Origin of the sequence: Leeuwenhoekiella sp. A16 (assembly GCF_047946675.1) — a bacterium.
Taxonomy (GTDB): Bacteria; Bacteroidota; Bacteroidia; order Flavobacteriales; family Flavobacteriaceae; genus Leeuwenhoekiella.
In genome coordinates this window covers 3157306-3169479 of the sequence record NZ_CP172313.1, presented here as the reverse complement: position 1 = coordinate 3169479, position 12174 = coordinate 3157306, and the positions used below count along the sequence as shown (strand labels likewise).

Annotated in this window: 12 protein-coding genes; 11 read left to right on the top strand and 1 reads right to left on the bottom strand. The window is 37.2% G+C overall.

Annotated elements, in window-relative coordinates; genetic code table 11:
- The first annotated feature begins 4 nt into the window (after positions 1 to 4).
- The 8 genes from ACH3O9_RS13815 (at position 5) to ACH3O9_RS13780 (ending at position 9339) form a co-directional block, all read left to right on the top strand.
- Positions 5 to 775, top strand: a complete 771-nt coding sequence (locus ACH3O9_RS13815) for a nuclear transport factor 2 family protein (protein WP_416441434.1) — start codon at positions 5 to 7, stop codon at positions 773 to 775.
- A 137-nt stretch (positions 776 to 912) separates the two neighbouring features.
- A complete protein-coding gene (locus tag ACH3O9_RS13810; protein WP_416441432.1) occupies positions 913 to 1830 on the top strand; it encodes a geranylgeranylglycerol-phosphate geranylgeranyltransferase in 918 nt (305 codons plus the stop codon).
- The gene (locus tag ACH3O9_RS13805) at positions 1820 to 2410 is read left to right on the top strand and encodes a Maf family nucleotide pyrophosphatase (protein WP_416441430.1); all 591 of its coding nucleotides are present in this window, start codon (positions 1820 to 1822) and stop codon (positions 2408 to 2410) included. The genes ACH3O9_RS13810 and ACH3O9_RS13805 overlap by 11 nt, the downstream gene beginning before the upstream one ends.
- Before the next feature lie 36 nt (positions 2411 to 2446).
- Complete coding sequence (locus tag ACH3O9_RS13800) at positions 2447 to 3358, top strand: septum formation inhibitor Maf (protein WP_416441428.1); 912 nt, start codon at positions 2447 to 2449, stop codon at positions 3356 to 3358.
- A gap of 82 nt (positions 3359 to 3440) precedes the next feature.
- On the top strand, positions 3441 to 5951 hold the full coding sequence (locus ACH3O9_RS13795) for a PIG-L family deacetylase (RefSeq protein WP_416441426.1): 2511 nt from the start codon (positions 3441 to 3443) through the stop codon (positions 5949 to 5951).
- A 108-nt stretch (positions 5952 to 6059) separates the two neighbouring features.
- Positions 6060 to 7796: a sodium:solute symporter gene (locus tag ACH3O9_RS13790; RefSeq protein ID WP_416441424.1), complete on the top strand. Its 1737-nt coding sequence runs from the start codon at positions 6060 to 6062 to the stop codon at positions 7794 to 7796.
- Positions 7793 to 8761, top strand: a complete 969-nt coding sequence (locus ACH3O9_RS13785; RefSeq protein ID WP_416441422.1) for a Gfo/Idh/MocA family protein — start codon at positions 7793 to 7795, stop codon at positions 8759 to 8761. Before ACH3O9_RS13790 ends, ACH3O9_RS13785 begins: the two co-directional genes overlap by 4 nt.
- A gap of 56 nt (positions 8762 to 8817) precedes the next feature.
- Positions 8818 to 9339, top strand: coding sequence for a GNAT family N-acetyltransferase (locus ACH3O9_RS13780; RefSeq protein ID WP_416441420.1), 522 nt, complete (start codon positions 8818 to 8820; stop codon positions 9337 to 9339).
- A gap of 109 nt (positions 9340 to 9448) precedes the next feature.
- Here the strand turns inward: ACH3O9_RS13780 and ACH3O9_RS13775 are convergent, their stop codons facing one another.
- On the bottom strand, positions 9449 to 10288 hold the full coding sequence (locus ACH3O9_RS13775; RefSeq protein WP_416441418.1) for a DUF2911 domain-containing protein: 840 nt from the start codon (positions 10286 to 10288) through the stop codon (positions 9449 to 9451).
- A 213-nt stretch (positions 10289 to 10501) separates the two neighbouring features.
- Between ACH3O9_RS13775 and ACH3O9_RS13770 the strand changes: the two genes are divergently transcribed.
- From ACH3O9_RS13770 to ACH3O9_RS13760, 3 genes are all read left to right on the top strand, one after another.
- Complete coding sequence (locus ACH3O9_RS13770) at positions 10502 to 10876, top strand: hypothetical protein (RefSeq protein WP_416441416.1); 375 nt, start codon at positions 10502 to 10504, stop codon at positions 10874 to 10876.
- 90 nt (positions 10877 to 10966) lie between these two features.
- Positions 10967 to 11455: an SRPBCC family protein gene (locus ACH3O9_RS13765; protein WP_416441414.1), complete on the top strand. Its 489-nt coding sequence runs from the start codon at positions 10967 to 10969 to the stop codon at positions 11453 to 11455.
- Between the two features lie 15 nt (positions 11456 to 11470).
- Entirely contained in the window at positions 11471 to 12169 is a 699-nt protein-coding gene (locus tag ACH3O9_RS13760; RefSeq protein ID WP_416441412.1) for an SDR family NAD(P)-dependent oxidoreductase, read from the top strand.
- Positions 12170 to 12174 lie beyond the last annotated feature (5 nt).

Genomic DNA, 12174 nt, shown 5'->3' with positions numbered 1-12174 from the left:
AGCTATGCTCTTAAATTTGTTCATCCCCCTCTTTATAGTAACTCAGTTTGTTGCTGCGCAGGTTGATCATAATTCAAGTCTGTACAAGCAAATTAAAGAAAGTGACAGTATAATTTTTGAGCAGGGGTTTAACCGCTGCAATTTTGAAGCTATGGCTGCTGTTACCAGCGAAAACTTCGAATTTTACCACGATAAAGGAGGTATTACCTCTTCTAAAGCCGATTTTGTTGAGAGTATAAAACAGAATATTTGTGGTAGCCAGGATAAAATGAGACGGGAGCTTGTACCTAATTCGCTTAAAGTTTTCCCTTTAGAAAATAACGGCGAGATTTATGGTGCGATAGAGCAGGGTAAACATCTGTTCTATGCAAAGCCCAAAGATCGTGCTGAATATTTAACCGGTTCTGCCCAATTCACTCAACTCTGGCTTAAAGAAGATGGTATCTGGAAAATCAAGCGTGTATTGAGCTATGATCATGGGCCGGGTAATAGATATACGATTCCCGCAAAAATCACTAATGATCAATTGAGAAAATTGGCAGGCACATACAATTCTGAAAAAACCGGAAATCTTACAATAATCACAAAAGATAGTTCACTTGTCTTAAGCGCAGGAGATAAGACGTATGAACTCTATCCCAGTTCAGATTCTGTCTTTTTCTATAAAGATGCTAACCTCATTTTTGAATTTCTTGAAGATCCTCTTTCAGATAATTTAAAACTGGAAATTAGAGATCACGGCGCTTTGGCAGATACTGCTGTTAAAGATAGGTAACCTGCCATTCTTTTAATTCTTTAAACCATCATTCACTACCAATCAATCTCGATCTGTAATTCCTAGTTAGTAGTTAAAAGCCGCCTCAAAGCGGCTTTTATTTTTATATTTGGACTAGTTTCCTAAATATATCTTTTTTGAAATTTTTAAAATTCATAAGGTATCAAAACCTCCTGTTAATCGCTGGTACCCAATCTATCATTCATTTTGTATTTCTTAAGGCGCTAAGTATACCTGCTGCACTAAGTACATTATCATTTTGCATTCTACTGTTAGCTAGTTTACTTATTGCTGCTGCGGGTTATATAATTAATGATATCAATGATGTTGCGATAGATCGTATTAATAAACCTGACAAAGCATTTATTCCGCGATTCTATTCTGAAGCTACAGCCTATAATTACTATTTCATTTTAAATATTGCTGGTGTTGCTCTGGGTTTCTTCCTTTCCTACAAAATAGGTGAAAGTGGTTTTACGACAGTTTTTGTTCTCATATCTGCTCTTCTTTATACTTACGCCTCCTTCTTAAAAAAAGTCACTCTCATTGGTAACCTTATCGTTAGCCTTATTGTCGCTTCCTCAATTCTTGTAGTTATAATCTTTGATCTATTACCGCTATTAGACAGATATTCTTATGAACTTGCAAATCCTATCGCAGTTTTGCGCGACTACGCAATTTTTGCCTTTTTGCTCAATTTTCTACGGGAGATTATTAAAGATGTAGAAGATGTGAATGGTGATCGCAATTATGGCGTGAAAAGTCTGGCTATAATAATGGGACGCGAACGCACATCAAAAGTTTGTTCTATTCTGGCAGTTGTTTATATTTTTCTGCTCATTTACTATATATACGTCTATTTGTATACAAATACGATTACGGCTGGTTATCTGCTTTTTGGTATTTGTGCTCCCTTACTTTATTTCGCTATAAAAGCATGGTCTGCAGAAAACATAAAAGACTTCTCGCGTCTTTCTGTGCTACTTAAGATTATTATGCTTCTTGGCATTTTATCTTTATTAGTTTTAACCCTATCTCTTAAATATGCTGGCTAACTTACTACAGAATCATAAAATAATCCTGGCGTCTCAATCGCCCCGGCGAAAGGAACTATTATCTAGTCTTGAAGTTCCTTTTGAAGTACGAGTAAAGCCGGTTGATGAAAGTTATCCTGACGACTTGAATAATCCTAAAGAGATCGCAGAATACATTGCTAACAGCAAAGCCGAAGTTTTCAGACAAGATATTCAGGAAAACGAGATAATCATTACCGGAGACACTATTGTATGGAAGGATAAAATCGCCCTGGGGAAGCCAAAAAACGCCTCAGAAGCCTCAAAAATGCTCCATTTACTCACTGGCAATTCACATGAGGTTGTATCTTCCTTATGCTTATTAACTCCATCACAGACCATTCTGGCAAGTGACATTGCAACAGTTCATTTTAAAGATCTCTCTCTTGATGAAATTGATCATTATATCAATACTTACAAACCTTTTGATAAGGCTGGTGCGTACGGTATACAGGAATGGATTGGCCATATAGGTATAACAAAACTTGACGGCAGTTATAACACGGTAATGGGCTTGCCTACGCATTTGTTGTATCAGATGTTAATGCAATTGGTGGCTTAATGATTTAGTGCTAATTTTAGCGTTAAACCAACTTCTATGCGCTCCAAAAAATTACTCAACTTTAATCTCCCTTTTAAAACATTTGCAATCTCCCTCCTTATTGCGGCACACCTTTTTACTGCCTGTCAGGAACGTAAACCGGTCTTTGGGAAACAGGCCGCAAGAAGAACATTATCTGATGAATTTAATAAATATTGGTACGCAGATGAAGCTGAGATAACTTCATATAATCTTGAACAAGCTCGCTATGGCGAAATGCGACATGGTAAAGCTGCACTCATTTTTGTCACAGAGCACCTGTTAAAAGATGAAGAGGTAAAAGCAGACGAGTCGCATGATGATAATATTGCTGTACTAAAACTCAATACCGTCAAGAAATTCACCACCGGTATCTATCCTTATTCTATAATGACAAGCACTTTTTTTCCGGTGGTTGAGAACAGACATGCATTAAAAGTGAGCAATAGCATACAAGAATGGTGCGGCCTCATGTATGCCCAGATCAACAGCAGAGAGAAATTTGATGTTACTTCACATTCTTATTTTCAGGGTGAGGCAGATCAAACCTTTAATCTCGATAAAGATTTTCTTGAAGATGAATTCTGGACATTGATACGCGTAAATCCTAACGGACTTCCGGTGGGGAATCACAACGTCATTCCTTCACTAGAATTTTCTAATATGCATCACATAGAGAAGAAAGCGTATCCCGCAATTCTGTCTAAAACAAATTCAACTTTTACCATACATTACTCAGATCTGCACCGCACGATTACAATTAACTTTGACCCTCAATTTCCTCACACAATAAACGGCTGGTCTGAAGCTTATGTAAGCGGAAACAAAAATCTCACATCAAAAGCGACACGCATAAAAACCATTAAGACACCTTACTGGAAACAAAATGGAGAAAGATTCAATTATTTAAGAGACAGTTTGCAGCTGTAACTGTTGTTAAAGAAATTCTAAAGAAACGCCGCTCCCCTTAATTTGGCTATATTTGAAGAGATAAGCAAAAGGTCTCTCTCTCATGCAAAAATTAAGTTACCTCCTTTTATTTCTAATATTATTCTCGCTTAACGCGAAAGCTCAAAAACCTGAAAAACCCACATCTGCAGAAATTTTTGAAGACATTCAGAAATTAAATTTTTTAGGTACAGCGCTTTACATTGGTGCGCATCCAGACGATGAAAATACGGCTCTTATTTCTTACCTGGCTAATCAGGTAAAGGCACGCACAGGATATCTTTCTCTAACGCGTGGTGATGGCGGTCAAAATTTAGTTGGTCCTGAGATAAGAGAACTTCTGGGAGTAATAAGAACACAAGAACTTTTGTCTGCAAGACGCATTGATGGGGGTGAGCAACGTTTTACACGTGCAAATGACTTTGGCTACTCAAAAAACCCTGAAGAAACCCTTGAATTTTGGGAAAAAGATAAAGTATTAAGTGATGTGGTCTGGGCAATACGCAATTTTAAACCAGACATTATCATAAACCGTTTTGATCACAGATCTCCCGGTACAACGCACGGGCATCATACAACTTCTGCGATGTTAAGTGTGCAGGCATTTGATCTGGTTAATGATCCTTCAAAATTTCCTGAGCAATTAAAATATACAACCACCTGGCAACCTAAACGAGAGTTTTTTAATACTTCATGGTGGTTTTATGGCAGCCAGGAGAAGTTTGATAAAGCAGATAAAAGCAACTTAGTCGCCCTAGATGATGGCGTTTATTACCCTGCTTTTGGATTAAGTAACACAGAAATTTCGGCTTTAAGCCGTAGTCAGCATAAATCACAGGGATTTGGGAATACAGGTTCGCGCGGCAGCCAGACCGAATATTTAGAATTATTGCGCGGCGATTACCCAGCAAACGGAAACCTCTTTGCGGGAGTAGATACTTCCTGGAATAGAGTAAAAGGTGGTCGCGCTATTGGCGAAATACTTAGTCAGGTAGAGAATTCTTACGATTTTACAGATCCTGCTGCAAGTTTACCGGCTTTGGTGACTGCTTACAGTCTTATTGACCAACTTAAGGATGAGCACTGGCGTGAACTTAAGTTAAAAGAAATCACAGGTATAATAAAAGCATGTGCCGGTCTTTATCTTGAAGCTACAACTTCACAAGAACTTGCAACTGCAAATGAAAACATAGACATTTCAATAGAAGCTATAAACCGTAGCAATACGAATATGCAACTTAAAAATGTGGTGATTTTACCCTTAGAAAAATCGGTAGAAATGGGTCAAAATCTACTAAATAACAGTGATTTTCGGCAGAAAATATCAATTAATACCGGCAATGCTGCATTAACTACTCCGTACTGGCTTAATAAACAGGGTTCTGTAGGTATGTACAACGTAGAAGATCAAAAATTAATAGGCTTACCAGAAACTCCACATGAGTTTAAAGCAATTTTCAATATTGATATAAACGGTGTAACCATTCCTTTTAAATCAGATCTGGTTTATAAATATAACGATCAGGTAAAAGGAGAAGTTTTTGAACCTTTTGATATTGTTCCGCCGGTTTCTGCAGCTATAGACGAACCTGTAATTATTTTTTCAGATTCAGAATTGAAAAAAATCGGCGTTCGGGTAACCGCATACAAATCAGATTTAAAAGCTTCAGTGACTTTAAAACATGATGATAATTGGCAGGTTTCTCCTTCAGAACAAAATGTATCTATTACATCAAAAGGTGAAAGTACTATGATTTATTTTGACGTGACGCCGCCAGCTCATCAGGATAGCAATACTTTAATTCCGGAAGTGAATTTAGATGGAAATGTGTATTCTAAAAAAGTTATTCAGATAGATTACGGTTACATACCGCTACAAACATTAACTCTGCCATCACAAAGTCAGATCGTAAAACTCAATATTAAAAAAGCTGGAGATTTTATAGGTTATATCGCAGGCGCCGGTGATGTGATTCCTGAAAGTTTACAGCAAATAGGTTATCAGGTAGCAGTAATTGACCCAGAGAAAATCACACCAGAATACCTCGATCAATTTGACGCAGTAGTCATGGGTATTCGCGCGTATAATACTGTAGATATTTTAAAATATAAGCAACAGGCTTTATTTGATTATGTGCAGAATGGAGGCACCATGGTTGTACAGTATAATACAGCGCGCGGTTTTAATTTTCCTAATGTAGGTCCTTACCCCCTAACCTTATCAAGTGATCGCGTTACTGATGAAAATGCACAAGTGCGCATACTCGATCCTTCTAATGAGATTTTAAATTATCCTAACAAGATTACAGATGAAGATTTTAAGGGTTGGGTTCAGGAACGCGGATTATATTTTCCCACAGTCTGGAATGATGCTTATAAACCTGTCATCTCAATAAATGATAAAGGTGAAAATGCACTAGACGGCAGTCTGCTTATGGCTCAATACGGCAAAGGACATTACATTTATACCGGTCTAAGCTTTTTTAGAGAATTGCCGGCTGGCGTTCCCGGAGCTTACAGATTATTTGCAAACCTGCTTTCTGTAGGGAAAAGCAACGAAAAAATTAAAGGATAATGAACCCGAAACCAAAAACCTGGAGTACTTTTTATACTATAGTTCTAGTACTAAATGCTGCTTATATTATTCTTTTTTATTTTATAATGAATTCCTTTTCTCACTAGTATGCAGCAAATAGACTGGATCGTACTTATTACCACTTTATCTTTCATTGTTATTTACGGGATATACAAAACCCGAGGTAGACGCAATGTACAAGATTATCTGCGTGGTGGTAATGAGGCAAAATGGTATACTGTAGGTTTGTCTGTTATGGCAACACAAGCCAGCGCAATTACATTTTTATCTACACCAGGACAGGCATTTCATAGCGGGATGGGTTTTGTTCAATTTTATTTTGGATTGCCTATTGCAATGATTATTATCTGTATGTTCTTCATACCTATATATCATAAACTTAATGTCTATACTGCCTATGAATATCTTGAAACTCGTTTTGATTTAAAAACACGTTCTCTTGCCGCTTGTTTGTTTCTATTACAAAGAGGGCTCGCGGCTGGTATAACAATTTTTGCTCCTTCTATAATTCTTTCGGCAGTATTGGGTTGGGATCTAAATACGCTCAACATTATTATAGGTGTGCTCGTTGTAATCTACACCATTTCTGGTGGTACAAAAGCGGTTACTGTAACGCAAAAACAGCAAATGGCCGTGATTTTTATCGGGATGTTCACTGCTTTTTTTCTCATTATAAGTTACCTGCCACAAGACATCACATTTACAAAAGCTCTAGAAATTGCCGGGGCCAGCGGCAAACTGGACATACTCGATTTTTCTTTCGATTTTAATAATAGATATACGTTCTGGAGCGGAATTTTAGGCGGTACATTCTTAATGCTTTCCTATTTTGGTACAGATCAAAGTCAGGTGCAACGCTACCTTTCTGGTAAGTCTTTGCGTGAGATGCAGCTCGGGATGGTGTTTAACGGAATATTAAAAGTACCCATGCAGTTCTTTATCCTGCTGGTAGGTGTTATGGTTTTTGTATTTTATCAATTCAACCCTACGCCGGTGAACTTTAATCCCGCAGCTGAAGATGCGGTAAGAAATTCGCCTTACGAAAAAGAATACAATGTTCTTCAAAGTCGTCTTGACGAATTAAGATCTGATAAGGCAGAATTGAGTTCAACTCTCGTAAATGCAGATCATAATTATATTCTAGGTCGCAACGATAACAGGCTTAGTATAAAAGAAGCGCTTAATAAGGTAAGCGATGAAGAAATAGCCATAAGACAGGAAGCTCGCAATGTTATCAAGAGGGCAGATAAGAATATTGAGACCAATGATAAGGATTATGTATTTATTCATTTCATCATAAACAACCTGCCTAAAGGTCTTGTTGGTTTGCTTTTAGCTGTAATTCTTTCTGCGGCTATGTCTTCTACCGCTTCAGAGCTCAATGCACTTGCCACTACCACAACTGTAGATATCTATAAACGTAATTTAACTGAGGAACGCGACGAAGAACATTTTGTAGACGCTACTAAATGGTTCACACTAAGCTGGGGAATTCTCGCCATTCTAATTGCCTGTACAGCCAATTTGTTCGATAATCTTATTCAGTTGGTTAATATTATTGGTTCTATATTTTATGGTACTATTTTGGGAATTTTCATAGTTGCCTTCTTTATTAAAAAAATAGATGCAAAAGCTGTTTTTGTAGCGGCGATTGCCACTCAGGTATTGGTGATCATCCTATTTCTGCTCGACAAGTTTGAATACATAAATCTGCCATATTTATATCTTAATATCATTGGTTGCGCACTGGTAATTCTTATCTCATTGATTTTACAAGTTAATGCGCGTCCCGATAAAAATTTAATTGCAAAAAACACTTTATGACAACGATAAACTGGGGAATTATAGGATTAGGAAAAATAGCTAACAGCTTTGCAACAGATCTTATGACTGTTGAAGGTAGCACTTTGTATGGCGTCGCGTCAAGATCTCAGGAAAAAGCTAACGAATTTGGAGAGAAATATGGAGCCGTTAAAAAGTATGACTCATATGAAGCTCTGGCAAAAGATCCCGCTATTGATGTAATCTATATTGCGACACCACACGTGAAGCATTATGAAGATACTATGATGTGCCTCTCTCATGGTAAAGCCGTTCTGTGCGAAAAACCCTTTGCAATGAATAGCGATCAGGTTGATAAAATGATAGCTCTGGCAGAAGAAAAAGGATGCTTACTTATGGAAGCGTTATGGACGCGCATGATGCCACATTTTAATTTCGTTCTTGACGAAATTGAAAGCGGGAAATACGGCGCTGTAAAAACCGTAAATGCAGATTTTTGTTTTGAAGCCCCTTTTGATCCACAAGGAAGATTGTTTAATAAAGAATTAGGCGGTGGTTCTCTTCTTGACGTGGGTATTTATCCTGTCTTTTGTGCACTCGCCATTTTAGGAAAACCAGAAAATATTTCCGCTAAAGCGAAATTTGGTAAAACAGAGGTTGATGAGGAAACCCAGATCACCTTAACTTATAAAAACGGCTCGAAAGCGCATATAATCTCAAGTATTACCCGAAAAACCCCTAGTACCGCAACGATTATTCTGGAAAAAGGACTCATAAATATTGAAAGTCGTTTTCACGAAACCGACAAAGTTACGACTGTGCTTGATGGCGTTAAATTATATCATGATTTCGCTTACAGCGCAAAAGGCTACAATTTTGAAGCTGCACATGTAGCCGATTTGCTAAGAGCTGGTAAAACTGAAAGTCCTATGATGTCGCATGAATTCAGCAGATTAATTATAAACACTTTAGATGAAGTGCGCAAATTGATCAACTTACATTACTAGATATTAAAGAGTCTTTAATATAATAAGAATACGATTCTGCTTGCTATATTTATTAAATGGAGAATACAGAAATAAGAAGAGTCTCTATTGACGATCTAGACCAATTACAGCGAATTAGTAAACAAACATTTGCAGAAACGTTTTCTTCCGGGAATAGTGAAGCAAACATGAATGACTATCTGGAAAATAGCTTTTCTGCGAAAAAACTTCAAAACGAATTAAACGATACTAATGCCGAAATTTATTTCGTAGAACTTGACAAACAAGTTATTGGTTATTTAAAAGTGAATTTTGGGCAATCACAGACTGAAATTAAAGACGTTAATGCCCTCGAGATAGAGCGTATTTATGTATTAAGTGAGTTTCATGGTAAGAAAATTGGTCAATTGCTTTATGAAAAAGCTATGCAGATCTCAAGACAGCGCAACGTAGATTATGTGTGGTTAGGCGTTTGGGAAGAAAATTTACGAGCTATCAGATTTTATGAGAAAAATGGCTTTGTTAAATTTGATAAACACATTTTTAAACTGGGTGACGATGAGCAAACAGATATCATGATGAAACTGACCTTAAACTAGAAGTCTCTTATTTATAAAATAAAACCAGCTGATTTCGAGGTGAAATCAGCTGGTTTTTATCATTTTTCACAGAAGCGAAAACTATTCGCAATGCATGTTTTTTCTGGTTTTACTTTTCTCCCCAAGCCTTTAAAGAATCTTTATTCATTTTTACATAATCTGCATTACCAGCCTTTTCAGCACCTTCCAGAGAAGCTTTTGCTGCTTTAACCGCGCCTTTCTTATCACCGGCTTTAGCTAAAATAAGTGACTGCTGGCGCAATTGCCAGTATCCCGGATTTTCGGTCATAGACATCGCTTTTTCCATCCAATCTCGCGATTTTTCTATATCCTTACCGCTGTTCAAGTAATAAACTGCAGCGTTGTAATATTCATCAGCACCTGGTCCCTGCAAAGCTTTATCAATACTTTCCATAACTTCTTTATCTGTCCCCACTTTAAAAGGAACACCCACATATACATTAGACCATAAAATACCCAGCGTGGCACCTTCAGGTTTTACATCGTCTATAGAAACGGTAAAAGTCTCGATCTGCATAGGCATATTTTGTACATCAACATGCGTACGTAATGCTATTTTACTTTCATCAAATTCAGTTAACAGTGGATTACTATCATCTGTATAAAAGATCACTTCCCAGGTATCTTGTTCAGGTATAGAATAAACACTATAAGTTCCCGCAGCCAGATCTTTATCATCTATAGTGATAGATTTATCTGTTATAAATTTTGTGGTGCCATTTGCTCCTGTACGCCATATCTTACCATAAGGAACAAGATCACCAAAAATCGTTCTCCCTTTCATACCGGGACGAGAATATTTAACCGCGATATTTGTGAGGCCCACAACCTGCTCGATCTCTGAGTAAGGGCTGGCAGCCGGAGTATTGATTTGAGCTAATAAGCTCAAAGGAAGCGCTAAAAGAAGTAAAATGACTGTTTTTTTCATGTTAGATTTAAAATTAATTTGATGCCAAAAATTGCTAAATGCCTTGAAATATTGGCTGTTATTCAAAAAGTCTAAATTAAATATACGCAACCTAAGTAATGTTAACAAATTCATAATTAAGGAAAGTATATCTTTACAGCAGCAAATCACCCCCAGTGCATTTTCTATTAAGAAAGATGTTTTAAAATTATTTTATTCCCTAAATAATTAATAATGATAGACACTAGCAGGTCTTATACTACTAAGACGTATTCTTTAGATCTTACGCCATCTTTTGCCATTGTGCAGTACTTAAATACAAAAACTCTAGCCAGAGAAACTGTAGATGAAGTACGTAGTATTCTTACCGAATATTACATGGGTAACGATTTTGTTCTTATAAATCAACGCGCAAATAAAATGATGGTAGAACCTACGTTTTATAAAAGTGCGTTACCTAATATGAAAGCTGTCGCAGTTGTCGCAGTTGTCGCAGAAGATGATGAATTAAGAGAGCATTTGTATGCAGAACAAAAAAACTGGGAGAAATCTTTTGCTTTTTTCAATACACTTGAAGATGCAAAAGACTGGGCTGTTCTTTTTTTTTGAAAGAACTTTAATTTTTGTTTAACTTAAACTCTTAAATATTAAACAAAATTGACCAGTATATTTGTTCTCAACAAAAATACGAGTCATTAAATGAAGATCTATACGCTGCACACAAAGCAAAAATTACCCATCTCTGTTCAGGAGGCTTGGCAATTTTTAGGTGATCCTAAAAACCTGAAAATGATCACTCCAGATTATATGGGCTTTAAGATACTCTCTGGTGCAGACAGACCCATGTTTCCCGGGCAGCTTATACAGTATATTGTTACGCCGGTCGCCGGTATTAAAACAAAATGGGTTACAGAGATAACGCATGTAGTAGAAGGTAAATTCTTTGTAGATGAGCAACGTTACGGGCCTTATGCGATGTGGCACCATAAGCACTTTATAAAAGAAATTCCCGGTGGAGTTGAGATGGAAGACATTGTTGATTACAAGCTACCATTAGGTATTCTGGGCCAACTCACGCATCCTTTTCTGGTTAAACCAAAATTGAAAGAGATCTTTGAGTACCGCAAAAATAAATTGACTGAGATCTTTGGGACATATTCTTACAAACCCGAAACTGCTGTAGTCTAATTGCAATACGATCTCATGAACAAAAACATTCTCATAATAGGAGCCTCTTACGGTATAGGTAACGAGATTGCCAGAAAATTAAATGGTGTTCATAATTTATATCTCGCTTCGCGATCTTCAGCAAATTTAGAAGATATTGATGCCACTTATATACAATTTGATGCTGCCACAGATGAAATTGATACTTCAAAACTACCAGAAGTTCTTGATGGTTTTGTGTATTGCCCGGGGTCTATAAACCTGAAACCCTTTAAAATGCTGTCTTCGCAAACTTTTGAAGAGGATATGCAGATTAACTTCTTTAGCCTCATAAAAACTTTAAAATCTGTAACTGAACTTCTTAAAAAATCTGAACAAGCCAGCCTTATCTTCATTAGCACAGTTGCGGTTAAAGTGGGCATGCCTTTTCATACAAGTGTAGCTGCAGCCAAAGGAGCCATAGAAGGTTTCGCGAAAGCGTTAGCCGCAGAATATGCTCCTAAATGGCGGGTAAATGTGATCGCCCCCTCACTTACTGACACTCCTCTGGCAAGCAAACTGTTAGGCAACGAAACTAAAAGATCAAAGATGGATGAGCGCCATCCCTTAAAACGAGTGGGCACAACAAACGATATTGCTGCAGTAGCGGCATTTTTATTAAGTGAAGATAGCAGCTGGGTGACTGGCCAGGTTTTGGGTGTTGATGGAGGAATGTCTACATTGAACACTCATTAAGAACT

What these genes read in the sequence shown, in the direction of transcription:
- ACH3O9_RS13790 (WP_416441424.1), top strand. Translation starts at nt 6,060, where the DNA reads ATGCAGCAAATAGACTGGATCGTACTTATTACCACTTTATCTTTCATT.
- ACH3O9_RS13795 (WP_416441426.1), top strand. Translation starts at nt 3,441, where the DNA reads ATGCAAAAATTAAGTTACCTCCTTTTATTTCTAATATTATTCTCGCTT.
- ACH3O9_RS13765 (WP_416441414.1), top strand. Translation starts at nt 10,967, where the DNA reads ATGAAGATCTATACGCTGCACACAAAGCAAAAATTACCCATCTCTGTT.
- ACH3O9_RS13815 (WP_416441434.1), top strand. Translation starts at nt 5, where the DNA reads ATGCTCTTAAATTTGTTCATCCCCCTCTTTATAGTAACTCAGTTTGTT.
- ACH3O9_RS13780 (WP_416441420.1), top strand. Translation starts at nt 8,818, where the DNA reads ATGGAGAATACAGAAATAAGAAGAGTCTCTATTGACGATCTAGACCAA.
- ACH3O9_RS13775 (WP_416441418.1), bottom strand. Translation starts at nt 10,288, where the DNA reads ATGAAAAAAACAGTCATTTTACTTCTTTTAGCGCTTCCTTTGAGCTTA.
- ACH3O9_RS13805 (WP_416441430.1), top strand. Translation starts at nt 1,820, where the DNA reads ATGCTGGCTAACTTACTACAGAATCATAAAATAATCCTGGCGTCTCAA.
- ACH3O9_RS13800 (WP_416441428.1), top strand. Translation starts at nt 2,447, where the DNA reads ATGCGCTCCAAAAAATTACTCAACTTTAATCTCCCTTTTAAAACATTT.
- ACH3O9_RS13785 (WP_416441422.1), top strand. Translation starts at nt 7,793, where the DNA reads ATGACAACGATAAACTGGGGAATTATAGGATTAGGAAAAATAGCTAAC.
- ACH3O9_RS13770 (WP_416441416.1), top strand. Translation starts at nt 10,502, where the DNA reads ATGATAGACACTAGCAGGTCTTATACTACTAAGACGTATTCTTTAGAT.
- ACH3O9_RS13760 (WP_416441412.1), top strand. Translation starts at nt 11,471, where the DNA reads ATGAACAAAAACATTCTCATAATAGGAGCCTCTTACGGTATAGGTAAC.